The organism is Hyphomonas sp. UBA4505, from assembly GCF_002388685.1.
Classification (GTDB): domain Bacteria; phylum Pseudomonadota; class Alphaproteobacteria; order Caulobacterales; family Hyphomonadaceae; genus Hyphomonas.
The window spans coordinates 408543-431345 of sequence record NZ_DGMZ01000012.1 but is presented as its reverse complement, the minus strand read 5'-3'; the positions used below and the strand labels follow the sequence as shown (position 1 = coordinate 431345).

22 protein-coding genes are annotated in these 22803 nt (G+C 60.4%); 15 read left to right on the top strand and 7 right to left on the bottom strand.

Annotation, left to right across the window (positions count from 1 at the left end; genetic code table 11):
• Window positions 1-179: 179 nt before the first annotated feature.
• The 6 genes from hisS to B3527_RS11195 all read left to right on the top strand — a co-directional run bounded on the left by hisS (window position 180) and on the right by B3527_RS11195 (window position 7179).
• On the top strand, window positions 180-1664 hold the full coding sequence (gene hisS / locus B3527_RS11220; RefSeq protein WP_414651598.1) for a histidine--tRNA ligase: 1485 nt from the start codon (window positions 180-182) through the stop codon (window positions 1662-1664).
• Entirely contained in the window at window positions 1661-2791 is a 1131-nt protein-coding gene (locus tag B3527_RS11215; protein ID WP_290479927.1) for an ATP phosphoribosyltransferase regulatory subunit, read from the top strand. The genes hisS and B3527_RS11215 overlap by 4 nt, the downstream gene beginning before the upstream one ends.
• A complete protein-coding gene (gene hisG, locus B3527_RS11210; RefSeq protein ID WP_051607414.1) occupies window positions 2788-3522 on the top strand; it encodes an ATP phosphoribosyltransferase in 735 nt (244 codons plus the stop codon). Before B3527_RS11215 ends, hisG begins: the two co-directional genes overlap by 4 nt.
• A gap of 396 nt (window positions 3523-3918) precedes the next feature.
• The gene (locus B3527_RS11205) at window positions 3919-5106 is read left to right on the top strand and encodes an aspartate aminotransferase family protein (RefSeq protein WP_290480684.1); all 1188 of its coding nucleotides are present in this window, start codon (window positions 3919-3921) and stop codon (window positions 5104-5106) included.
• Entirely contained in the window at window positions 5094-6311 is a 1218-nt protein-coding gene (locus B3527_RS11200; protein ID WP_290479924.1) for a S41 family peptidase, read from the top strand. Before B3527_RS11205 ends, B3527_RS11200 begins: the two co-directional genes overlap by 13 nt.
• Before the next feature lie 37 nt (window positions 6312-6348).
• Window positions 6349-7179: a carbon-nitrogen hydrolase family protein gene (locus B3527_RS11195; protein ID WP_290479923.1), complete on the top strand. Its 831-nt coding sequence runs from the start codon at window positions 6349-6351 to the stop codon at window positions 7177-7179.
• A 3-nt stretch (window positions 7180-7182) separates the two neighbouring features.
• Here B3527_RS11195 and nspC read toward each other — a convergent pair whose 3' ends face one another.
• Complete coding sequence (gene nspC, locus B3527_RS11190; RefSeq protein ID WP_206991293.1) at window positions 7183-8328, bottom strand: carboxynorspermidine decarboxylase; 1146 nt, start codon at window positions 8326-8328, stop codon at window positions 7183-7185.
• Between the two features lie 118 nt (window positions 8329-8446).
• On the opposite strand from nspC, the gene B3527_RS11185 reads away from it, so the two are divergent.
• A complete protein-coding gene (locus tag B3527_RS11185) occupies window positions 8447-8992 on the top strand; it encodes a GNAT family N-acetyltransferase (RefSeq protein WP_290479922.1) in 546 nt (181 codons plus the stop codon).
• On the opposite strand, the gene B3527_RS11180 is transcribed toward B3527_RS11185, so the two are convergent.
• Both B3527_RS11180 and B3527_RS11175 read right to left on the bottom strand, forming a co-directional pair.
• Complete coding sequence (locus tag B3527_RS11180; protein WP_206991291.1) at window positions 8989-10203, bottom strand: saccharopine dehydrogenase family protein; 1215 nt, start codon at window positions 10201-10203, stop codon at window positions 8989-8991. The two genes, B3527_RS11185 and B3527_RS11180, sit on opposite strands and share 4 nt — an antisense overlap.
• Window positions 10204-10382: 179 nt before the next feature.
• The gene (locus tag B3527_RS11175; protein WP_290479919.1) at window positions 10383-10574 is read right to left on the bottom strand and encodes a hypothetical protein; all 192 of its coding nucleotides are present in this window, start codon (window positions 10572-10574) and stop codon (window positions 10383-10385) included.
• Between the two features lie 183 nt (window positions 10575-10757).
• Here B3527_RS11175 and B3527_RS11170 point away from each other — a divergent pair, with 183 nt between their 5' ends.
• Together B3527_RS11170 and argF are read left to right on the top strand one after the other, a co-directional pair.
• Entirely contained in the window at window positions 10758-11462 is a 705-nt protein-coding gene (locus B3527_RS11170; protein ID WP_290481193.1) for an N-acetylmuramoyl-L-alanine amidase, read from the top strand.
• Between the two features lie 53 nt (window positions 11463-11515).
• Window positions 11516-12442: an ornithine carbamoyltransferase gene (gene argF, locus B3527_RS11165; RefSeq protein ID WP_290479917.1), complete on the top strand. Its 927-nt coding sequence runs from the start codon at window positions 11516-11518 to the stop codon at window positions 12440-12442.
• 3 nt (window positions 12443-12445) lie between these two features.
• Here the strand turns inward: argF and B3527_RS11160 are convergent, their stop codons facing one another.
• Window positions 12446-13795: an MFS transporter gene (locus B3527_RS11160; RefSeq protein ID WP_290481191.1), complete on the bottom strand. Its 1350-nt coding sequence runs from the start codon at window positions 13793-13795 to the stop codon at window positions 12446-12448.
• Between the two features lie 61 nt (window positions 13796-13856).
• Here B3527_RS11160 and B3527_RS11155 point away from each other — a divergent pair, with 61 nt between their 5' ends.
• From B3527_RS11155 to B3527_RS11145, 3 genes are all read left to right on the top strand, one after another.
• Window positions 13857-14792, top strand: coding sequence for a radical SAM protein (locus tag B3527_RS11155; protein WP_290479915.1), 936 nt, complete (start codon window positions 13857-13859; stop codon window positions 14790-14792).
• 79 nt (window positions 14793-14871) lie between these two features.
• Entirely contained in the window at window positions 14872-15804 is a 933-nt protein-coding gene (locus B3527_RS11150; RefSeq protein WP_290479914.1) for an Hsp33 family molecular chaperone HslO, read from the top strand.
• A 98-nt stretch (window positions 15805-15902) separates the two neighbouring features.
• Complete coding sequence (locus B3527_RS11145; protein ID WP_206991286.1) at window positions 15903-16553, top strand: CDP-alcohol phosphatidyltransferase family protein; 651 nt, start codon at window positions 15903-15905, stop codon at window positions 16551-16553.
• A gap of 357 nt (window positions 16554-16910) precedes the next feature.
• On the opposite strand, the gene B3527_RS11140 is transcribed toward B3527_RS11145, so the two are convergent.
• Window positions 16911-17384 carry an NUDIX domain-containing protein gene (locus tag B3527_RS11140; RefSeq protein ID WP_290479913.1) on the bottom strand — a complete coding sequence of 158 codons (474 nt, stop codon included), beginning with the start codon at window positions 17382-17384 and terminating at the stop codon, window positions 16911-16913.
• A gap of 261 nt (window positions 17385-17645) precedes the next feature.
• Between B3527_RS11140 and B3527_RS11135 the strand changes: the two genes are divergently transcribed.
• The 3 genes from B3527_RS11135 to B3527_RS11125 are packed head-to-tail and all read left to right on the top strand — an operon-like array spanning window position 17646 to window position 20406.
• Window positions 17646-18635: a calcium/sodium antiporter gene (locus tag B3527_RS11135; RefSeq protein WP_290479912.1), complete on the top strand. Its 990-nt coding sequence runs from the start codon at window positions 17646-17648 to the stop codon at window positions 18633-18635.
• Window positions 18632-19384, top strand: a complete 753-nt coding sequence (locus tag B3527_RS11130; protein WP_290479911.1) for an SDR family oxidoreductase — start codon at window positions 18632-18634, stop codon at window positions 19382-19384. The genes B3527_RS11135 and B3527_RS11130 overlap by 4 nt, the downstream gene beginning before the upstream one ends.
• Window positions 19384-20406 carry a threonine aldolase family protein gene (locus B3527_RS11125; RefSeq protein ID WP_290479910.1) on the top strand — a complete coding sequence of 341 codons (1023 nt, stop codon included), beginning with the start codon at window positions 19384-19386 and terminating at the stop codon, window positions 20404-20406. Before B3527_RS11130 ends, B3527_RS11125 begins: the two co-directional genes overlap by 1 nt.
• Before the next feature lie 51 nt (window positions 20407-20457).
• On the opposite strand, the gene B3527_RS11120 is transcribed toward B3527_RS11125, so the two are convergent.
• Both B3527_RS11120 and B3527_RS11115 read right to left on the bottom strand, forming a co-directional pair.
• Window positions 20458-21840, bottom strand: coding sequence for a DUF2330 domain-containing protein (locus tag B3527_RS11120; protein WP_290479909.1), 1383 nt, complete (start codon window positions 21838-21840; stop codon window positions 20458-20460).
• Window positions 21837-22748, bottom strand: a complete 912-nt coding sequence (locus tag B3527_RS11115) for an RnfABCDGE type electron transport complex subunit D (protein WP_290479908.1) — start codon at window positions 22746-22748, stop codon at window positions 21837-21839. Before B3527_RS11115 ends, B3527_RS11120 begins: the two co-directional genes overlap by 4 nt.
• Between the last annotated feature and the right edge of the window lie 55 nt (window positions 22749-22803).

Below are 22803 nucleotides of genomic sequence, written 5' to 3'. Positions count from 1 at the left end.
ATTCGTGACGCGCCGACGAGGCGCGAACCGGTCCGGCTGCGCCTCCTGAAAGTGTTCATTCTTCCGAACCAGACCAGATGAGGCAGGCCGCGCCCGGTCCGCGCTGCGCCGACGTGTTGCCTTTCCAATCTGTGCGTCTCCGTCTATGCGGAGCGCGTCGGCAACCAGGACCTGAGACGATCATGAGCGACAAGGACACACCGCCCCTCACCGGCAAGGATCTTGCCCGCAAGCCGCGCGGCTTTCCGGACAAGCGCGAGAGCCTGATCCATGCTCAGGCCGGGCTGGTCGAGACGATCACCGGCGTTTATCGCCAATGGGGCTTCGAAGCATTGGAAACCAGCGCATTCGAATATGCCGACGCGCTTGGCAAGTTCTTGCCAGATGATGACCGACCGAATGCCGGCGTGTTTGCCATTCAGGATGATGACGAGCAGTGGATGTCGCTACGCTATGATCTGACCGCGCCGCTTGCCCGGTTCGTGGCCGAGGCGGGCCAGTCGCTGGGCAAGCCGTTCCGTCGCTATGCCGCCGGTCCGGTCTGGCGGAATGAAAAGCCGGGTCCCGGCCGGTTCCGTGAATTCTGGCAGTGCGATGCCGACACGATTGGCGCGCCGGGCTATCATGCCGATGCCGAGATGATCGCCATGGGCGCCGAAGCGCTGCGCGCGGTTGGCATGGCACCGGGCGAGTTCGTGATCCGCGTGAACACGCGCCGCTTGCTCAATGGCGTGCTTGATGGAGTCGGCGCGACAAGCGCGGACACGCGCCTCGCGATCCTGCGCGCGCTGGATAAGCTGGACCGTCTTGGCGCCGAGGGCGTCGCGGACCTGCTCGGCGCAGGCCGTATGGATGAGAGCGGGGATTATACAAAAGGGGCGGGACTCGGCGCCTCAGAAGTAACCCGCGTACTCGCCTTCGCTCAGGCGGGGGCCGACACGCGCGCTGAAACGCTGGCCAATCTCGTCAAGGCGACGGGGGATACCGAAGAGGGCAAGGCTGGCCTCGTTGAACTCGAAGCCATCGCAAAAGCACTGGAAGCGCTCGGCGCGCCGGAAGGCGATGTCGTGATCGATCCATCCGTTGTGCGCGGCCTCGAATATTATACCGGTCCTGTCTATGAGGCGGAACTGCTCCGCGAGGTGACCGGCGAAGACGGCAAGACCTATCGCATCGGCTCCATCGGAGGCGGCGGTCGCTATGATGACCTGGTTGCGCGCTTTACCGGCGAAACAGTTCCGGCCACCGGTTTCTCTATTGGCATTTCCCGTCTCGCGGCGGCGATGCAGATCATGGGCGAGACCGAAAAGCTCGATGGGCCGGTCGTCGTGCTGAATTTCGACAAGGAAGACCCGACCAGCGCCTTGCAGCTCGCAACCGAACTGCGCCGGGCTGGTATCCGGGCCGAGGCCTATATGGGTGCATCCGGCATGCGGCCGCAGATGAAATATGCTGACCGCCGGTCATCGCCTGCTGTCGTCATGGTAGGAGAGGACGAGCTGGCCAAAGGCACGGTCACGATCAAGGACCTTGAAATGGGCGCGCTCAAGGCGAAAGCCATCAAGTCCAACGAAGAATACCGGGAAGCCCGTCCAGGTCAGTTCGAAGTGCCCCGCGCCGAAATGGTCGAAGCTATTCGCAAGATCACCGAGGCCCAGAAATGACGCACGAGACTCTCGCCGCTGCAGCACGCGGCGTTTTCGAGGCAACGGGCGCCGAACCGGTAGACCCGGCCTATATCCTGCCGTCTGATATCCCGCTGGAGCTCTCCGGCGAAGCGGTGCGGGCACGTCTCTGTGTGTTCTCCGATCATCGCGGCAATGAAATGGTCATGCGGCCAGACCTCACCCTGCCGGTGGCGGGGCAGGAGGCGGACAGGCGCGCTGCGGGTGGCGACGGAGCCAAGGCCTACACTTATGCCGCGCGGGCCTTCCGACTGCCGGCCTCTGCTGGCGACCCGATGGAATTCACCCAGGTCGGCTTTGAATGGTTCGGCAAGGAAAGCGGCGCAGATGCGGACGCTGAAGCTTTTGCGCTGGTACGCGAAGCCGTTGCCGCTTGCGATGTGTCGCCCACGGCGACTGAAATGGGCGACCTCTCGATTTTTCCAGCCTTTGTGGACGCGCTTGGTCTTGCGCGTATCACGACAGACCTTTTGAAGCGGGCCTTCCGGCAGGAGGGCGGGGTCAGCGAGCTGCTCGATGCTGCGCCTCAACCGCCGGCGTCAGACCTTCAGCCCGTTCTGGATGCAGGCGGCGCGAAGGCGGCGGAAGACGCATTTTTGAAAGTTCTGAGTGATCGCGGCATTCCGATGATTGGTACCCGCAGCGTTGTCGAAATCGTCGCGGGTCTGCGCGGAAAGTCGGCGGTGCATGCCGCAGGTGGTGTGCCGGAGGCGGCGCGGGCAGCGCTGTCTGACCTTGCCGGTGTGAACTGCCCTGCAGGGGAGGCGGCTGACGTGCTTGCCACCATCAGTGACAAACACGGGCTCGCGGCCATGTCCTCCGTAATCGAACGGGTTGCCCGCCGAATGGAGGCGATCCTGTCTGCAGTGCCGGGCGTCGCCAGCGAGGCGCGCTTCCGGTCCGGCTTCGGTCGACGGTTTACGTATTATGATGGCTTTGTCTTCGAATCGTTCGGTGAGAATTTGACCTCCCGCCAGCCGCTCGCCTCGGGCGGGCGCTATGATGGCCTGATCGAAGGCCTGTCCCGGTCCAGGGCCTCGGCGTCAGGTATTGGCGGCGTGGTCCGGCCAGATCGCATCCTGCGTGCAAAAGGAGAGGCGGCATGAGCGTTCTGTCACTTGCGATCCCCTCCAAGGGACGGTTGAAGGAGAAATCCGAGGAGTGGCTGAAAGCCCGTGGATTTGAAGTGCGCCAGATTGGTGGCGAGCGCGGCTACCAGGCGGAAATCTCGGGATTGGGCGAAGTCGATATGCGGCTTCTCTCCGCGCGCGAGATCGCACAGGGGCTGATCGATGGCAGTATCCATGCGGGCGTGACGGGTGAAGATTTGTTGCAGGACCTCGCGCCGACGGGGCCAGAGGATTTCCATGTGTTGGAACGACTCGGCTTTGGTGGTGCAGATGTGATCGTCGCCGTGCCGCAGGCCTGGATTGATGTGGACACGATGTCTGATCTGGAAGCTGCCGGGGCTGCATTCCGCAAGGCGCATCATCGCCGTCTCAGGGTAGCCACCAAATATATGCGGCTGACACGGCGCTTCTTCGCCGCCAAGTCCGTGGGTGAATATCGGCTCGTCGAAAGCGCGGGGGCAACCGAAGCAGCGCCTGCCACTGGCGCAGCGGACGTGATTGTCGACATCACTTCGACCGGCGCGACGCTCAAGGCGAACGGGCTGAAAATTGTTTCAGATGGAATAATATTGAAAAGCGAGGCCGTTCTGGCGGTGTCTGCAAATTCGTCATGGAGTCAGGCTGCTCTGAAGTCCCTGTCACTATTGGGCGGTGCAGCAAATGTTGAAGAATTGCTCATATTGAAAAATTTGAATTCACAATCTTGACACACGCAATAAAGCGCGGCCATATGACACGGCAAGTTTCTGGGAGGAAACGCTGCAAACGGTGGAAGGCGCGGAAGCTGGTGGAAGCTCTCCGCGCCTTTTTTCATTTCCGAAAAAATTCAGGTCCACCAGGACGGTCCGGAGCAACGGCTCAGGTGAGGTAGGGGGCGTTTTGGACATCACCCCGGTCCGTCTTGGCTTCCTGATTATCAATAAGGGATTATCGATAAACGTCAATCATAATTATCGTTTTTCGATTAAACTTTTTTCATGATGCGGATCAGTACAGCTTAATCGTCAGCTTGTAGCGGGCGTGCACCAGCCCGTGAGTTGACTTCGCCCATCGGCGCGGCCAAGCGTGGACCAAACAGGATTTTGCGCACGCAAGGAGTTATCATGAGCGATCCGCGCCAGCACATCATGCCGGTCTACCGGCCGCCAGAGCAGGTTTTCGAGAAGGGGGAGGGCGTCTGCCTCTTCGCCGAGGACGGCACGCGATATCTCGATTTCATCGCCGGCATCGCCGTGAACGCGCTGGGCCACGCTCATCCCGCCATGGTCGAGGCCCTGCAGGAGCAGGCCGGCAAGCTGTGGCACACTTCCAACATGTTCCGCGTGCGCGGCGCCGAAGAACTGTCCGACAAGATCTGCCGCGATACATTCGCTGACCGCGTCTTCTTCACCAATTCCGGCACCGAAGCCGTCGAATGCGCCATCAAGTCCGCCCGCAAATACCACTGGGCGAATGGCAATGAAGCGCGCATCGACATCATCACCTTTACCGGCGCGTTCCACGGCCGCTCGCTCGGCGCAATCAATGCCGGCGGCAATCCGAAATATCTTGAAGGCTTCGGCCCGAAATTGCCGGGCTTTGTGCACCTTGAATGGGGCGACCATGACGCTTTGAAGACGGCAGCGGCCCAGCCGACCACAGCTGCCATTTTCGTTGAGCCTGTCCAGGGTGAGGGTGGCGTACGTGCCATGCCCGACGCCTGTCTGATCGGGCTGCGTGAGCTTTGCGATGAGCAAGGCATCCTGCTGATCTATGATGAAGTCCAGTGCGGCATGGGCCGGACAGGAAAACTGTTCGCTCACGAATGGGTTGAAGGCGCCGCGCCGGATATCCTGTGCTCGGCCAAGGGCATTGGCGGCGGTTTCCCGTTTGGCGCCTGCCTGACGACCGAAGCGGTCGGCGAGCACATGCAGCCCGGCAGCCATGGATCGACCTATGGCGGCAACCCGCTCGCCATGGCGGTCGGCAATGTCGTCTGGGACATCATTTCCAGCGAAGACTTCCTGGCTGAAGTGCGCCGGGTCTCCGGCACACTGGCGCAGGGCCTGAAAAGCCTCGCTGACAGCCATCCGGACAAGGTCGAAGCGGTGACCGGCAAAGGGCTGCTCACCGGTCTCAAGATGAAGTCCGATCCGAAGAGCCTGCAAGGCGTCTGCCGTGACAAGAACCTGCTGGTCGGTGTGGCCGGGAACATGGTTCTGCGTCTCGCGCCGCCACTTGTCATCACGGACGATAATGTGCGTGAAGCCACCGGCATCATCGACGCTGCGCTGTCAGAATGGGAAGGCTGAAGCCAAAATATCTCCTGGCGGCCCTATTGGCGTCAGGGTGTACGCCCGATGCCCCTGTGACCGACCTGTCGCAGGAAACTCTGGCTGATGCAGCAGAACTCTGTGAGCTCGTCCGCACCGACTATGCCTATTACCCGGACCGGCAGGAAAATTGGGAGGCCGCGTGTGCAGGCTTCGCCGGCATGCTCGGCCCCGTCACGACTAAGCCGGAACAATTGCGCGCGCTCGAAACACTGGTCGATGCGCTTTACGATCCACATGCGACGTTCGGTACGCATTCCGGCATGTCGCCGCGTGTCGTGCCGTCAGGGTCCGACTATTGGCTCGAAGGTGACCGCGTCACGGCTGTGCGGCCGGGCAGCGCCGCGGCGCGAGCGGGTCTCGTAGTGGGTGACCAGATTGTCGCCATCAATGGTCGCCCACTGGCCGATGCGATAGTTACGCGCCTCCACCCCAAGAACGCTTCCTCTAGCGAGACCCAGAAGGCCTGGGCGCTGAACGCGGCGGCGGCGGGTTACCGCGATGAGCCCCGTTCGGTGACCATCTCGCGCATTTCCGAGTCTGAGACGCTGTCTCTTGATGGCTATGTCACTGACGCGCAGCAGGTGCCGCTGTCGTCCCGGATTCTGGACGGGAATGTCGCGTATATCCGCCTGCATGACTCGCTCGGGGATTCGCGCACGGTCGCCGCCTTCGATGCCGCGATGGACACGATGCGAGAGGCAAATTCATGGATCGTCGATCTGCGCGACACACCCGGCGGTGGCGACACGAACGTGGCAGAACCCATACTGGGCCGCTTCCTGTCGAAGGCGGCGGAATATCAACAAATCCGTCCGACGGACGCGCCGGAATGGGTGAAGACCGCAGAGCCCCATGGAGACTGGACGGCGAAAGGCCCGGTTGCTGTTCTGGTCGGTCGCTGGACAGGCAGCATGGGCGAAGGGCTGGCCATTGGCTTTGACGGCATCGAGCGGGGCGAGGTGTTTGGCAGCGACATGGCGCGCCTGGCTGGAGGCGTTGAAGATTACCGGCTCAGCCAGACCGGCTTTCCCATCCGCCTACCCGCTTACGACCTTGCCCATTTGAATGGTACGCCGCGCCATGAATGGTCTCCGCCCCATCAGGTTGTGGCTGACAATGGCGACGGACCAGACCTTGCGCTAGCAGCCGCACTCGACTGGATCGGCAGGCCAGAGGATTGAGGCTGGCATGGCTGCGCGGCTACGTTAGAATGAACATATGAGCAAAGTACGTGTTGCCTGTGTCCAGATGCGGTCTGGTGTGGAGATCGCCCCGAATATCGTGGCGGCCTCTGACCTGATCCGCGACGCGGCGGGGCAGGGGGCGCAACTGGTGGCAACCCCGGAGATGACCAATCTGCTGGACATACGTCCCGGCAAGGCACGGCCAAAGATTGCTCCGGAGGCGGATGACCAGACGCTCGGGGCAATGCGCGGGCTGGCGGCTGAGCTTGGCATCTGGATGCTGATCGGTTCCATCGCCGTGACCCTCGCAGGCGAGGACCGGCTCGCCAATCGGTCTGTCCTGATCGCGCCGGATGGCTCCGTCCGGGCCCGCTATGACAAGATCCACATGTTCGATGTCGAAGTGGGCGACGGGCAGAGCTATCGCGAAAGCCGCGCTTACCGGCCGGGCGAGCGCGCCGTGCTGGCGGAGACCGAGTTCGGCAAGCTGGGGATGACCATCTGCTATGATGTTCGCTTCCCGCATCTCTATCGCAAGCTTGCGCAGGCGGGCGCAGGCATCCTGACGATCCCGGCAGCGTTCACGCGCGTGACGGGCAAGGCGCACTGGCATGTCCTCGTCCGGGCGCGCGCCATCGAGACCGGCAGCTTCGTCATCGCCCCCGCGCAGGGCGGCAAGCATGAAGACGGCCGCGAGACCTTCGGCCACTCTCTGATCGTCTCCCCCTGGGGCGAGGTGCTGGCGGAGAAGGCGGATGCTGAGCCCGGCGTGATCCTTGCCGATCTGGATCTGGACGCTGTGGCGAAAGCGCGGCGCCGCATCCCGTCGCTCGGGAATGATCAGGACATTCGCTTCAAGGACTGACGATTAGCGTCCCAAGCGCCGGCGGAATTCCTCATAGCCAAAATCGGACAGGCTCTCGATGATGCCGTCTTCCCAGCGGACCGCCAGATTTGCCAGCGGCGTGCCGTTGAACGTGTTCGTCTTGACGAAGGAATAATGCATCTGGTCGGTGAAGATGATTGTGTCGCCGGGCTTAAGCGGCGCGTCAAAGGAGTATTCGCCGATCACGTCACCCGTCATGCAGGTCTTGCCGCCGAAACGATAAGTGTGTGCCTTCTGGCCGGGCTGGCCCGCGCCGATCACGTCCGGCCGGTAGGGCACTTCCAGCACGTCCGGCATATGGGTCGAGGCGGAGGCATCGAGAATCGCCAGATCCACCTCGTTCCAGTGCAGCGCCAGCACGGTCGCATACAGCTCGCCCGTGTTCACGACGAGGCCGGCGCCCGGCTCCAGCACGACTTCCACGCCAAAGCGCGTCTTGAACGCCTTGATGGCCGCGATCAGCGCGTCGACGTCATAGCCTTCCTTGTTCAGGAAATGGCCACCGCCGAAATTCACCGTGTTCACCTGCTCGATATACTGGCCGAAATTGTCGGCGACGAATTCGATCAGGCCGACCGAGCCCTCGTGCAGGCTCTCGCACAGGGCGTGGACATGGAAGATGTCGATGCCGGACCAGTCGACCTGGTCGAGCTTTGACGGCACTTCGCCAAACCGGCTGCCTGGTGCGCACGGATTGTAGAGGTCGCCGCCCACGGTTGCATTGGAATAGCCTGGATTGACGCGCAGGCCGATCTTGGCGCCGCCGTCACGGGCAATGTCGCCAAAGCGCTCCAGTTGTTCGAGGGAATTGAAATAGATGTGTTCGGCCACCTCGGTCAGGCGGCGCACTTCGGCTTCGGTATAGGCCGGGGAATAGACATGAACTTCCTTGCCGAAGCTTTCATGCCCCATAATGGCTTCCTGCTCGCCGCTGGCTGTGGTGCCGTCGAGATAATCGGTCATCAACGGGAAGGCCGCCGGCAGCGAGAAGGCCTTGGTCGCCAGCAAGATCTTGCACCCGACCGCCTCGCGCACGCGCTGGGCCGTTTCCAGATTTGCGCGCAGGCGCGCCGCGTCCAGCACGAAGACGGGCGTCGGGATATGATCGGGCAGGGCGGGTGGGGTCATGGTGTCTGGTCCTTGGGTGCCCGCTTATGCCTCATCAACGGGCCTTGAGCGAACATTATTAGCGGCGCGCAAGTTCCGGCTTTTGCGGAGTGTGCAGCGCAGATAGGATGCGGGTCGAATGACGGTAACATCTTCCCTGTATATGCGAGTCGCCACGCTGGACGACATTCCGGCGATTGAGGCGCTGATGGCGGAGTCCATGGCGCGACTCCTGCCACACTTCCTTGATTCAAAACAGGTCGAGCGCTCCAGCGAGAGCATGGGTGTTGATACATTGCTGGTTTCCGACGGCACCTATTTCCTCGTCTTCGAGGGCGACGCGCTGGCCGGATGCGGGGGCTGGTCGCGGCGGCGCACGCTTTATGGCGGCAACACGACCGCCGGCCGGGATGATTCCCCGGCGGACCCGAAGACCGAGCCCGCCAAGATCCGCGCCATGTATACCCATCCGGATTTCGTCCGGCGCGGCATTGGCCGCATGTTGCTCGACGCCAGCGAAGCTGCCGCGCGGGCCGAAGGGTTCTCTGCCATGGAGATGGGCTCAACCGCGCCCGGCGTGCCACTCTATGAGGCGTGCGGCTATCGGCTCGTCGAAGACCTCTCCAGGCCCAGCGAGGATGGCACCATCGTGCCGATCCTGCGCATGCGGAAAGAACTGACCTAAGTCTCCACCGCGAACAAGTCTTCCTGATCACCACCATCAACGTCGATGACATGCCAGGGCAGGCCGCGTTTGGCGACGTCTTCGAGGAAGGGCTTGGACGGGAATTGCTCGACATTGAATACGCCGTGGCCAGACCATTCCCCGCGGAAGAACATCGCCGCGCCTGAAACGGGCGGCACGCCGGTCGTATAGGACACGGCCTGCGCGGAGACCTCTTCATTGGTCTTGGCATGGTCGGACACGTTGTAGATCATCTTTGCCTGTGGCTGGCCGTCCTTTGTGCCCCGCACGATCACGCCAATGCTGGTCTTGCCGGTATAGCCTTCGGCCAGGGATGACGGGACGGGCAGGAGGTCCTTCAGGAACTCCATCGGGATGATGTCCATGCCCTTGTGCTTGATCGGTTCGAGGCCGATCAGGCCGATCGATTTGAACACTTCGAGGTGCTTGATATAGGCTTCGCCAAAGGTCATCCAGAAACGGATCTGTTTCAGGCCCTTGATGTGCTTGACGAGGCTTTCCTCTTCCTCGTGATAGATCAGGTAGGAGGCTTTCGGGCCGACTTCCGGATAGTCGATCATCGTCTTGATCGACAGGGCAGGAATTTCCACCCACTCGCCGTCTTTCCAGTATTTGCCATCCTGGGTCACTTCACGGAGATTGATTTCCGGATTGAAGTTCGTGGCGAAGGTCTTGCCATGATCGCCGGCATTGCAGTCGACAATGTCGATATATTCGATCTCGTCGAACAGGAATTCCTGCGCATAGGCGCAATAGATATTCGTCACGCCCGGATCGAAGCCGCAGCCGAGAATGGCCGTGATGCCCTTGTCCTTGAACTTGTCCTGGTAGGCCCACTGCCAGGAATATTCGAACTTCGCGACATCGCGCGGCTCGTAGTTCGCCGTGTCCATATAATTGCAGCCCGTTTCCAGGCAGGCATCCATGATCGGCAGGTCCTGATAAGGCAGGGCCATGTTGATCAGCAGATCCGGCTTCACCTTGTTGATGAGCGCGACGACCTCCGCAACATTGTCGGCGTCGACCTGGCTGATCTCGATCGGTGTCTGGCACAGCTTGGCGACCTTCTCGCAGCTTTCCAGTCGGCGCGAGGCAAGGTGGATATGCTTGAACGTGTCGCGGTCCATCGCGCATTTCTGCGCGACGACGGATCCGGCGGCACCGGCACCGATGATGAGAACATTGTCCATGAGTGATGAAGCTCCCTGGCTGGATGGGCACTGATGTGCCCGTGACATAGGGCAATCACGTCATCTTCGCCAGTATCGATCTGCGGGGGAGTTTCGGAAAGGAATTGCCGCAACGCAGGTGAGCGTATGGGAGGAAACGAGGTGGGCAAAACCTCGCCCTGCGTTGCGGCAAAGGGGTATCAGGCAGCGCGCCGGGGCGTATCCAGGCGGGATATTTCTTCGCTCAACCATGTGTAGTGCTGCTCCACACGATTGATCATCGTGTCGGTAGTGTCCGGGCGGCAAGTCAGCTCGTTTCGCCAAGCTTCCAGAACCGTTCTCTGGTTCTTGAGCCAGCACAGCATGGCGGTATCGTCGATCGGCAGGCACATGGGACGCTCCATCAGTTTTGCGATTCGTTCTCAAAACTTGCATCTCACATCCAATATGCTCTTGCAAGTCATTCTCAATTATTATTTGTCCATGATTCGTCATGGAGAGTGCTTTTTGAAACTTAATGGGTGAAAGAACACGCCACCCAAGGTAGGGTGTTCTGGGCGATTGGGGAGGAAATCATGGCAAACCCAAAAACTGATTATTTTCTGGATTTGATAAACCACTCAGCGAACAGACCGACATTATTCAAACTCAAGGAACGAGTTTATCCTGATATTCACTGGTTCAACCAAAATCGAGCATCGGATCGAATATTTCATGCTGTAGATGGAATTGAAGGTCTGGTGGTCCACGCCACAGCAGGAGGGAGCACATCAGGCGCCCTATCATGGTGGAAACAGCCGGGAGGCGGTCGGGCATCAGCCCACTGGATTGTTCCCGATGAGGACGAAGCGGGACACGGCAAGGAAGTGTTGGCGGTCGTTTATGAAGCGCTTGCAGCTTGGCACGTTCGGAATGCAGCGACCCATGAGAAAGTGGGTAAAAAGGGACGTATCAATCACTGGACGCTTGGAGTCGAAGTTGTGAACCGGCAGACGCCAAATGATACTTTTTCGAACTGGCAGCTGGAGGCGACTGCCCAGATTGTGCGGTATTGTTGGGCCAAGTACCCGAATTTTCGTTACGTGTTTTCACACGCGCTCGTTGATCCAGAGCGTCGTTCTGATCCAGGGGTAAATTTTGATTGGGATAAATTCGTGGGACTTGTGCTTACAGACGAAAATGATCCGCGGCGCGATAATATCGGCACAAAAATCTTTTCAGCTGCCGAGTCGATGACGCTTTCGTCTGGAGAAGAAGCGAAGAAATACTGCTGTGAGTAGCCATCACAGCTGAAATCAGATATTAGCGCCGCTTCGCTCGAACGGAGGGACTCATGTCTGCACGCCATTTCATCGACCTCTGGCATCTGGAATCCGCCGAATTGCGCGAGATTCTGGATATGGCCCATGCGATGAAGAAGGCCCGCGCCGACTGGCCCAAGGGACGGGTCGATACCGGCGCGCCGCTGGAGGGTCACACGCTGGCAATGATCTTCGAGAAATCCTCGACCCGGACGCGCTTTTCCTTCGACATGGCGATGCGCCAGCTGGGCGGCTCGTCGATCACCGCGACATCAAATGACATGCAGCTGGGACGGGGTGAAACGGTGGAAGACACTGCGCGCGTCCTGTCGCGCTTCGTCGATGCGGTGATGATCCGCGCCAATGATCATTCCGATGTCGAGACCTTTGCCGAGCATGCCACCGTGCCGGTCATCAACGGCCTGACAGATCGTTCACATCCCTGCCAGATCATGGCGGACCTCCAGACACTGGAAGAGCATGGCCTCACACTTGAAGGTGCGCGGCTGGCCTGGGTTGGCGATGGCAACAACGTTTGCGCCAGCCTGATCCATGCCGCGCCGAAGTTTGGCTATTCTCTCGCCATTGGCACGCCTGCGCGCTTCGCGCCGGATGATGAGGATATTGAAATCGCCCGCGACCTGCAGGGCCGGATCGACCTCTATGAAACTGCGGAAGAAGCCGTGGCCGGCGCCGACGTCGTGATTGCCGACACATTTGTCTCCATGGGCGATGCAGACGCTGAACGCCGCCTTGAAATTCTTGAGCCCTATGCGGTGACCGAAGAATTGATGGAGATGGCCGCTGGCGGTGCGAAATTCCTGCATTGTCTGCCAGCGCATCGGGGCGAAGAGGTCGACGCCGAAGTCATTGACGGGCCACAGAGCCTTGTCTTTGACGAGGCCGAGAACCGCATGCACGCCCAGAAGGCCATCCTGCGCTGGTGCCTCGATAAATAGGCGTCAGCGCTCCTGCACTTCCTCAAGACCCATGGCGACCGGAATGGCGAGCGCGCTCATAACGGCGAGCAAGCCGACGACCGCTGCTTCTCCTGCCATGTGCGCAACGATGCTGAACCCGCCACCAAGAATGAGCAGCGTGCCGATGATCGTGTTGGAAAGGGCGGTATAGGCCGCACGGTTGTCCTGGCTCGCCATATCCACCAGATGCGTGGAACGACCAAGGCGCACGCCCTGATAGGCTATCATCAAAACGAACAGAACAAGCGGGAGTGCCCAGACATCCTGCAGTCGCCCCGCCGCATTCAGGCCGAGTGTCGTCAACAGGGCAAGCGTTGCTGCGGCCGCTGTCAGGATCAGCACTTTCCGGCTCGACCGGTCGGCCAGCCGGCCCCAGACATAGGAGCTGAGCAGGCCTGCGCCCGCAGATGCAATAACGAGCAAGCCGAGTCCCCCAAGCATTTGGTCAGCTTCTTTGTTCCTTGCGCCCATCGCGACCATGAAGGGCGGAGCAAGTGCAGTTGAGATCAACAGGCCACGGGCCAGGATGAAACGGCGCAACTGCCGGTCTTCAGCGAGCAGCTTGAAGTTGTCCCGGAAGGATTCGATGGGGTTGCCTCCGCCTTCGGTCGATCCCGGTTCTTCTTCCAATGTCATGAAAAGCGCTGCGCCCGTCATCCAGAGCCCACCCGCGAGCAACAGCCCGCCAATCACGAGGCTCATCCGGTCGACCCAACCGACGGCCAGGAGCGCGCCATAGATCAGGACCGCTGCAGCGCCGACCGTGCTGGCCGCGCCGGTTGCTGTTCCGCGTCGGGATTTGGAGACCGTCTTGCCCAGAACGTCCTTGTAGGTGACCGAGCAGACCGACCGCGCGAGCGCGAGAACCGCCAGCGCGCCAAGGATGGCGTAACCCGACGTCTTACCCTCCAGGAAAAACGCTGCGAGCCCCATACTGGCCGCTGACAATCCCTGGACTGCCGAGCCGACTGACCAGGCCCACTTGCGCTGGGGCAGGCGGCGCAGCGCGGCGGCCGTGAACAATTGCGGCAACAGCGCTCCCGCCTCGCGTATGGGGACAAGCAGGCCGATCATCCAGCCCGGTGCGCCCAGCGTGGTCATCAACCAGCTCAATACAAGCTTGGGGTCGATCAGCCCATCCGAGATCTTGCTGGTCGACAGGCTGGCAACATGGGTGAAGAAATTGCCGGCCTCTTCGCGACAGGCGCTGTCGGGAATGTCTCTGCACACCCGGCCATCATCGCCTGAGGTGAGCATTTCGAACACTTGCTGCTGGGTGGTTTCAGACATGACGGCCAAACTAGCGCTCACGACGAGTACGGCAATCTTCACGTTAGGGTGTGCTGCTGCAAAAGCGCTGGAAGCGCCGCCGGATCGCGCTAAACGTAGATGAATGGCCGATAGTGATTATACCCCGACGAAATTTTCTGACCCGGACGTGACCGCGAAGGGCGAGACCCGCGCCAGCGTCGGATGGACGGGCTTGAAGACGCTCTGGTTGAACACCGGAACGCTGTGCAACATTGAGTGCACCAATTGCTACATTCAAAGTTCACCCCGCAATGACCGACTGGTTTATCTCAGCCGATCTGATGTGCGGCAGTTCCTTGACGAGATCGACCAGCCCATCGAGATCGGCATTACGGGCGGCGAGCCCTTCATGTGCCCGGATATTCTCCACATCATGGAAGATGTTTTGTCGGATGGGCACAGCCTGCTCCTGCTGACCAATGCCATGCGCCCGATGATGCGGCCGCGCATCCAGCAGGGTCTGGACCGGCTGGCGGCGCACTATGGCGAACGGATGGTGCTGCGTGTCTCGCTGGATTCCCATGATCCGGCCATTCATGACGCTGAACGCGGAGAAGGGGCCTTTGAAGAAGCCTGCAAGGGCCTGAAATGGTTGGGAGAACGCGCCGTACAGGTGGCCATTGCCGGACGTCAGGCCCTCAATGAGGATGATGCCGAGGCCCGCGCAGCTTATGGCGCGCTTGCTGGCGCACTGGGTCTGTCGATAGATCCCACCAATACAAAGCAACTCGTCCTGTTCCCTGAAATGATCGCCCGGGACGACCCACCTGAAATCACCACGGATTGCTGGGGCATTCTGAACAAGTCCCCTGACGACATCATGTGCGCCAACCAGCGCATGGTGATCCGCCGCAAGGGTGCCGGCAGGGCGACCGTGACAGCCTGCACGCTATTGGTGGACGATCCGACCTTCGAACTGGGCGCCACACTTGCCGAAGCGACAGCCAATCCGGTCAAGCTGAACCATCCCTGGTGCGCCAGCTTCTGCGTGCTCGGCGGAGGTAGCTGCTCGGCCTGATCCCCCGTCTGACAGGTGGCCCTCTTGCGATAGGCGCATGCCGCTGCCACATGGGGGCACCTAATCGAGGTATTCTCCCATGACCGACGCTGCTTATGCCGTCACCGACTTTGTCACGAATTTCCAGATCGTGGACCGTCCCATTCGCGGGCGTGCCGTTCGTATGGGCGAGGGTAGCCTGTCGGGCATCCTGCAACGGCATGACTATCCGAAGAATTTGGCGCGCATCCTTGGCGAAGCCGTGACGCTTGCGACGCTGGTAGGCGCGTCGCTGAAATTCGAGGGGCGTCTGCTGGTTCAGGCCGAAGGTGATGGTCCCGTGTCGATGCTGGTCGGTGAGTACCGCTCTGATGGCGGTGTGCGCGGCTATGCCAAATTTGATGCCGAAGCCTGGGCGCAACTGGACAAGGTGAACAAGGGCGACGCTCCGCACATGCCTCAACTGTTCGGCCCGAGCGGGCGTCTGGCCCTGATCATCATCCAGGACAATCCGGCGATCCAGCCCTATCAGGGAATCGTGCCTCTTGCGAAAGGGACTCTGAGTGAATGCGCTGAGGACTATTTCGAGATGTCGGAACAGGTGCCGACGCGCCTCAAACTGTCGGTCGCCGAACTGGACCGGAAAGACGGGCATCCGGTTTGGGTGTCTGGCGGCATGATGGTGCAGAGGATTGCGGCAGATGATGCGCGCGGAGAGACCGAAGAGCCTTGGCGTGAAGCCGAGGCCCTGTTTGCCACGCTGACCGATGCCGAACTGGCCGATCCGGACCTTCCAATGGAAGAGCTGCTCTATCGCCTGTTCCACGAACAGGGTGTGACGATGGAAACGCCACAAGCGCTGGATGACCGGTGCACCTGTAATCAGGAGCGCCTCGTTGAGACTCTGAAACAGATGCCGGACGAGTCCCTGCGCGAGATGACCGAAGAAGATGGTACGCTGGGTATCGACTGCCAGTTCTGCAATCGCCATTACGATGTCGCGATCGAGGATGTAACCGGCGATACCAACTAATGAGACTTTCGCCTTTCACCTTGTAGGGCGGGGGGAGGCGAGAGGCTCCACAGTTTCATGATTGCGCGGGCGCGCGGGCGCTGGCACAGGTGACAGCCATGAATTTCAAATGGCTCCCCAATGCGTTGACCATCGCCCGCTGTGTGTTTGCCGGGTTTGTGCTGGTCGGTTTCTGGCAGGCTATGCGCCTCAGCCCGTTGCCGAATGGACTTGATGCCGACGCCGTGTCCCGGCAGATCACGCTGCAACAGCTCTGGTTCCAGTTTGCCTTCCTTGCTTTCCTGGCCGGGGCAATCACGGATTTCCTGGATGGCTGGCTTGCCCGCAAGCTGGACGCGCACAGTCGGTTCGGGGTCTGGCTGGACCCCATCGCCGACAAGTTGCTGATCGCGGCGGCCCTGCTGGGTCTGGGGCTGAAATTCCAGACCTGGCTAATCTATGTGCCGGCGGCCATGATTATTGCACGCGATGTGTTTATGACCTGGTTCCGCGCCACGCCGCGCGGACGCTCTGCCATCGTGCCCTCTAATCTGGCGAAGTGGAAAACAGGGTTTGAGATGGCGGCGATCATCGGCCTTATGTTGCCGCTGGCTGTCTTGCGCCCGGATGCCGGGGGCGAAGTCTCCACGGGAACGTCAGTCTTGGCGATTGTGGCCACGGTCGCCGTTGTCGGACTGCTCTGGACGGCGGCGGTTCTGTCCTGGTGGACGGCCGGACAATATATGAGAGCAGCCGGCCGGGTGAAATAGAACGCTGGCCCCAAGGGGCAGAGCCAGCGTTCCGCATTTCAATTCGCGAGCGCAAGGATGAGGGGCAACCTTGGCGCCCGGAAGGGCCGTTCATGCGATGGGGCGTGTCTGCTTTCATGTCCCACCACGCATTTACAATCATCCGCGATGGCAAAGGTTCCGTTAAAACTTGCGGCATCAATGGGGCAGCAAAATCACGAACTTTCCGGCGAATGGCCCGCATTGAGACTTAATGTCGGCAGACAAGGAGTGGATGAGATCACGCACCACTCCCACGACCCGTCTGGTCATTGTCGCGCTGGCGGCGCTGATGTTCCTGTGCCTGCCAGCCTTCCTCGCAATGGCGGGTGCCTGAACTCAGCGTTTTGAGTCGGTCCAATACGGGCTGAGGGGTGCTTTCCCGTAGAATTCTACCAGTCTCTGGTGCGTCCCGTTGGTTGTTCCGTCAGGTAAGTCATCCGGCGAGCACCATCGTGTTTCGGCAATCTCGGCGACTGCCGTTGCCTTGCCTTGCGTCCATGTTCCCGAAGGAATGTGATAGAGCAGGACATGGTCATTCGGGAAAGATGCGTGATTGGAGAACATCCCGACCAGGCTCGGGGTCCCGTTCAGCAGAATGCCGCCTTCTTCCTCCACTTCCCGGCGGAGCGACTCGATGCAGGGCTCGCCCCGCTCCACACCGCCGCCAGGCATGTGCCAGCCTGCAATATACGTGTGACGTACCAGCAGGATCTTTCCGTCTGGATTCTCGACGAGGCCGCGCACGCCCAGAGTCATGGGACGGCGAAGGCGGGCATAGATGTGGAACAACCTGGTTCTGAGGGAAGGCATGCGGTGTCCTGACACTATGGGAGGAGCGCGTCCAATATGAAAAATTACGCAAAGAGAGGCCAAACTTCCTGCCGTTTGAGGCTCGCCAAGCCGTGCAACGCACGCTATTAGCGGTGCAAAGCATGGAAATGCTCAAGAAAACAACAGCGAGACGGCACCATGATCCATCCTTCTCTGATCGCCATTGCCTCCATAGTGGTCGTGTTCGGCATCCTGAATTTCATTGAATACAAGCGCCTCGACTAGAAGCGAGCCTGGCGAATGCCTGATTTAACCCTGATCGCCGCCCTGATCGGGGGGCTTGTTATTATGGCGTTTGCGGGGGATTTCCTGGTAAACGGCGCGGTTGCCGTTGCCCGACGCGTCGGCGTATCTCCCCTCATTGCCGGTATCTTCATCGTCGGTTTCGGTACCTCGGCGCCCGAAATGGTCGTGTCGCTGAACGCTGCGCTGGAAGACCGGGCTGGTCTCGCGCTCGGTAATATTGTCGGCTCCAACATTGCCAACATCTTTCTCGTCCTGGGGATTCCGGCGCTGATCATGCCTTTCGTCGCCGGTGGGCACGGTCAGGGCCGCGCGCTGACGGCGATGCTCGTTGCCACAGCCGTCTGGATCCTGCTGACCGGAATGGGCCCCCTGACTGTATTGGGCGGTATTCTGTTTCTGGCCATTCTGATCGCTTATTGTGTTGTCACTTTCTACATGGCGCGCAAGGCTGTTGCGACGGGCGAAGATCCCGGCGTGGAACTGGAAGAGGCGCCAAAACTCAGCCTGCCGCGCTCTCTGGCCTATGTCGTTCTCGGCATTGGTGGCCTCGTGCTGGGTGCGCACCTGATCATTGCCGGCGGCGTTGGAATCGCCGAGTTCTACCACGTGCCGCAGGAATGGATCGGCCTGACCTTGCTGGCGATTGGGACGTCCCTGCCAGAGATCGGCGCGGCCATTGCCGCCGCCCTGCGCCGCCATGGCGAGGTCGCTATCGGCAACGTACTAGGCTCCAATGTTTTCAACATCCTCGGGGCGGGCGGCATCATCTCGCTCTTCGGGCCGATTGAGATTGCACCGACTTTCACCCATTATGACCACTGGGTCATGGCCTTCGCCGCGCTGTTGATCGGTGGGTTCATCCTGACCCGCGCGCGGCTTGGTCGCCTGATGGGAATATTGATGCTGCTGATCTATGCGGTCTACATCTACGGACTGGTGAACGGGTTCGACATATTGGGCCTGTTCCTGATCCCTCCGGCATGAGGCCGGGCGCGGCGCTCGTCACCGGCGCAGGCGCGCGGCTGGGCCGGGCCATGGCCGAAGCGCTGGGCGCCGATGGCTGGCAGGTCATCGTCCATTACAATTCCTCCGCTGATGGCGCCGAAGAGACCGCCAAGGCCATTCGTGCGGCAGGTGGCGCGGCGATCACGCTTCAGGCCGACCTCTCGGATGAGACTGCAACTGGCGATCTGATCCTGCACGCCGCCGAGAAGATCGGCCAGCCGGTGACCTTGCTGGTCAATTCCGCCTCCGTATTCGAGGAGGACTCTGTCACCAGCCATACTCGCGCGAGCTGGGACATGCACATGAATGCCAATCTCCGCGCGCCGGTGCATCTGGCGCAGGCCTTAGCGGATGCGCTGCCGAAAGGGGAGAAGGGGCTGGTCGTGAACATGATTGACCAGCGGGTCTGGAAACTGACACCGAACTTCTTCACTTACACGCTTTCCAAGGCCGCGCTCTGGCAGGCAACGCAGACCTTGGCGCAAGCTCTCGCGCCGGATATTCGCGTCAATGGCATCGGGCCAGGGCCGACGCTGCGGTCTAAACACCAAAGCGAAGAAGAGTTCGCTGCCGAGAAAGCCGCGACTTTGACCCAGGAAGGCTCCAGCCCGGAAGAGATCATCAAGGCTTTGCGCTATCTCATTTCCGCCAACAGCGTGACCGGCCAGATGATCGCCAGTGATGGTGGCCAGCATCTGATGTGGCAGACCCCGGACACGCAAATCTGATGAATTTCTCTTCCGACACATCCGCGCCAGCCCATCCGAATGTGCTGAAGGCGCTCGCCGCCGCGAATACGGGACTGGAGGCGAGTTACGGGAATGACGCCGTCACGCAGCGTTTGCGTCCCATACTGGCGGATGTGTTCAGTACGGATGATTTCGACTATTGGCTGACCGCCTCCGGCACAGCGTCGAACGCCTTGGCACTGTCCTGCTTTTGTCCGCCTACCGGCGCTGTGCTTTGCCATGCCGGGGCGCATATCGCCGTGGACGAGCGCGGCGCGCCGGAATTTTTCTCTGGCGGTGGTAAGTTGCATTTGTTGCGGGGGCCAGATGGAAAGATCGGCGCGGCGCAACTGGACGAGGCACTGGCTCGCATCAATCATGATTTCGTGCATGAGACGCCGGCGCATGTCCTTTCACTGACGAATTTAACGGAGAACGGCACAGCTTACAGCGTCGCGGAAGTTTCAGACTATGCCGCAAAGGCGCATGCGACGGGTTTGGTGGTTCATCTGGACGGCGCGCGGCTGGGAAATGCGTTGGTCGCGACCGGGGCCAGTGCAGCCGAGATAAGCTGGAAGGCAGGCGTCGATGTGCTCACCTTCGGCTTGACCAAGACTGGCGCGATGGGCTGTGAGATCATTCTGCTGTTCGGCAAGGCGCGGCAGAAGAAACGTGAACTCGAAGCGCGCGCCAAGCGCTCCGGCCACATGCCCCCCAAGATGCGTTATCTGGCTGCGCAGGCCGAAGCGATGCTGGCGGATCGGCTGTGGCTAGACCTTGCAACGCATGCGAACAAAATGGCCCGGCGCATGGCTGACGGCCTGCGGCGGCAAGGCGTGGACTTGGCTTTCGAGCCGCAAGGCAACGAAGTCTTCGCGCTGCTAAGCGAGGCGCAAGTCTCGGTACTCCACAATGCAGGTGCGGTGTTCTATCCCTGGATGGGCGGCAGCCAGCGGCTGGTCTGTTCCTGGGCCACAACGCCTGAGGAGGTTGATGCCTTCCTTGGTGCGCTGAAGGGCTGAAGGCGGACCTGTTCATAGCCCGCCTTCGCCAGATGGTAACTCAGATTGGGGTCAGTTGCCCCAAAGCTTTTGCCACCAGTTCTTTTTCTCTTTCGGCTCGACGCTGACATTGTTCAGGATCGCGTCGGAATAGCCGAGCGATGCCATTTTGGTCTTGATGGCATCGAAGTCGCGGCCGGTCAGCTTGGCGAGCTCATTTGCTTCGTCGTCCCAGCGCTCGACCAGACTTACGGCATAGTCGCCAGCTGCTTCACACTCACCATAGTCGCCGCGCCAAGGGTGACGCAGGACGTAGCGACCTTGGTAATTGGAGCGGTCGCCGGTAACCTGGAATTCCAGATCTTCCGGGAATGTCTCGGCGTCATAGCGCACATGAAGGCGAGTCACGAATGCATCGACCGGCTGGGGACCGAAGCCGGGGCGCATGTCATCATCGGTGTCTTCGTCCAGCCACATCACGCCGAGTTCGCGCAGCTCCGAGCGAGAGAGCGGCTCGGCCGCACACGGATCGCACCAGGACATGTCCCAGGCATATTCCATGAACACGGCCTTGCCGTTTTGCTTCTCGACCTGATGGGCGAACATGTCCTTATAGAAATCGGCAAACTCGTCCTTGATATAGATCGGCACATCCATGTCAGAGGGTAGTTTCACGGTGCGGTAGTTCTTGGTTTCCACACGGCCTTCGCGAGTCAGGGCGAAGACGAACAATTCCTGCTTGCCTTCAGCGTTCACTGTGCCGAGACGGATCGGCAACATGAAGTCCTCATCCTCATAGGCAACCTGAAGCGGACGCAGCATGGACGAGCCGTCATGGCGTTCGAGGTTTACCTTGGCGACGAAGAATTTCATTCCGCGCTTGAGGTAGGCACCTACGGTTTCTTCTGCGCCATCTGGAATCTTGTAGCCATTATTGTTCAGCCAGGTGATCAGTCCATCGGACTCCTCTGCTGACAGGATCAAGATATCATATTCGCCAACCTCGTACTCGGCTTCAATGGTGACGCCGAGCTCTTCGGCCTCTTCCATCATGCCGGCGGCGGTTGGCGCAGGCATCATTGCCATGTCTTCCATCATCTTTTCGCGGCGCGCCATCTCGCAGGGGTTCTCGTCGTAATATTCGACAAGACGCGGGGCAGTGTACGCGTCGATATGGTCGATCAAGGCCGGGTTGGCGACGTGGATCTGTTCTTCGGTCGGAATATCGACCACGGGCACGACCATCGCGAATTCGGAAACATCACCGCGAAAGTCGGATGCCATCGTGATGACGGTGCGTTCGCCGTCACGGGCGAGCACGACCTTGGAGGCGTCGTTGAAGAGGTCGGTATCCGCCTTGGCGACATAGAAGCCGCAAAAGGCCGAAGCCGGCGCTGCGAAGGCGAGGCCGAGCGCGGGCAACGCCAAGGCTGCGGCTAGCGATTTGAGTCTCATGGGTGTGTCTCCTTTGTCCCCTGAAGTGGCATGAGCGAATAGTTCAACTGTTTGGGCGAAGCGGCCGACCGTGGCTGGCTCCACTGGAAGCGGTGGGCGGGCAGAAACCGGTCCAGAACCGGTGTGGTCCAGGCGAGGGCGGCCAGCGCCATCAGCGGGGCGCCGCGCACATTCGGGCCGATTGTGAACCAGGCGGCGAGGCCGGCGACCATCAGCGCGAAGAGAATGCGGCCAAGGCGGCTGTCTGGGGTGGAGCGCGGATCAGTGATCATGAAAAAGGCAAAGATCAGCAAAGCGCCGGAACTCATCTGGTGCATCGGGATCACCATGGGATCGCCAAGCCATGCCGCGCGGACAAACAGGATGGCGGCGAAGCTGAGCAGGAAACCGAGGGCGATATCGAGTCGTTTGGCGCTGGACAGGGTCAGTGCGGCCAGCGCCATCGCATAGCCGGCGACCAGGGGTGCCTGACCCCATTGACCGGGCGAGACCCAGGCCTTGTTGCCGAGCAGAAGCATCATGATGACGATGCCGATGCAGCCGGGATTGAAAATGTGCTTGCCATCAATGCGCACGAGAAATTTCAGGGCAATGCCGACAAAGCCCGCCGCGAACCAGATCCACGGATCGGCCGCACGTAGCAGGAGTGTGATTCCAAGTGCTGTGATCAGGGCTGACTTCCATTCGAAACGATACAGGAAGGGATTGCCGTCTCGGGCATTTGATATTGTGGTGCCGAGCAGTTGCGCGATCATGGCTCCGGTAAATGAGAGGCACAGGGTCGGCAGGGTGACGCCGAAATCGCTGGTCATCCAACTGAGCGTGAACAGTCCACCCAAGGCCGCGACCTGCCAATGGCGCGGATCGGCGTCCATTTGTCGGTAGAGACGGAAGGGAAATCGAGCCACGGCATCCATAGGATTCAGAACATACAGCAAATGCGATCACATTACGGCAGGGTCA

Excerpts from the sequence above, each read along its gene's own strand:
- B3527_RS11215 (WP_290479927.1), top strand. The coding sequence starts at position 1,661 with ATGACGCACGAGACTCTCGCCGCTGCAGCACGCGGCGTTTTCGAGGCA.
- hisG (WP_051607414.1), top strand. The coding sequence starts at position 2,788 with ATGAGCGTTCTGTCACTTGCGATCCCCTCCAAGGGACGGTTGAAGGAG.
- B3527_RS11205 (WP_290480684.1), top strand. The coding sequence starts at position 3,919 with ATGAGCGATCCGCGCCAGCACATCATGCCGGTCTACCGGCCGCCAGAG.
- B3527_RS11200 (WP_290479924.1), top strand. The coding sequence starts at position 5,094 with ATGGGAAGGCTGAAGCCAAAATATCTCCTGGCGGCCCTATTGGCGTCA.
- B3527_RS11195 (WP_290479923.1), top strand. The coding sequence starts at position 6,349 with ATGAGCAAAGTACGTGTTGCCTGTGTCCAGATGCGGTCTGGTGTGGAG.
- nspC (WP_206991293.1), bottom strand. The coding sequence starts at position 8,328 with ATGACCCCACCCGCCCTGCCCGATCATATCCCGACGCCCGTCTTCGTG.
- B3527_RS11185 (WP_290479922.1), top strand. The coding sequence starts at position 8,447 with ATGACGGTAACATCTTCCCTGTATATGCGAGTCGCCACGCTGGACGAC.
- B3527_RS11180 (WP_206991291.1), bottom strand. The coding sequence starts at position 10,203 with ATGGACAATGTTCTCATCATCGGTGCCGGTGCCGCCGGATCCGTCGTC.
- B3527_RS11175 (WP_290479919.1), bottom strand. The coding sequence starts at position 10,574 with ATGTGCCTGCCGATCGACGATACCGCCATGCTGTGCTGGCTCAAGAAC.
- B3527_RS11170 (WP_290481193.1), top strand. The coding sequence starts at position 10,758 with ATGGCAAACCCAAAAACTGATTATTTTCTGGATTTGATAAACCACTCA.
- argF (WP_290479917.1), top strand. The coding sequence starts at position 11,516 with ATGTCTGCACGCCATTTCATCGACCTCTGGCATCTGGAATCCGCCGAA.
- B3527_RS11155 (WP_290479915.1), top strand. The coding sequence starts at position 13,857 with ATGGCCGATAGTGATTATACCCCGACGAAATTTTCTGACCCGGACGTG.
- B3527_RS11150 (WP_290479914.1), top strand. The coding sequence starts at position 14,872 with ATGACCGACGCTGCTTATGCCGTCACCGACTTTGTCACGAATTTCCAG.
- B3527_RS11145 (WP_206991286.1), top strand. The coding sequence starts at position 15,903 with ATGAATTTCAAATGGCTCCCCAATGCGTTGACCATCGCCCGCTGTGTG.
- B3527_RS11140 (WP_290479913.1), bottom strand. The coding sequence starts at position 17,384 with ATGCCTTCCCTCAGAACCAGGTTGTTCCACATCTATGCCCGCCTTCGC.
- B3527_RS11135 (WP_290479912.1), top strand. The coding sequence starts at position 17,646 with ATGCCTGATTTAACCCTGATCGCCGCCCTGATCGGGGGGCTTGTTATT.
- B3527_RS11130 (WP_290479911.1), top strand. The coding sequence starts at position 18,632 with ATGAGGCCGGGCGCGGCGCTCGTCACCGGCGCAGGCGCGCGGCTGGGC.
- B3527_RS11125 (WP_290479910.1), top strand. The coding sequence starts at position 19,384 with ATGAATTTCTCTTCCGACACATCCGCGCCAGCCCATCCGAATGTGCTG.
- B3527_RS11120 (WP_290479909.1), bottom strand. The coding sequence starts at position 21,840 with ATGAGACTCAAATCGCTAGCCGCAGCCTTGGCGTTGCCCGCGCTCGGC.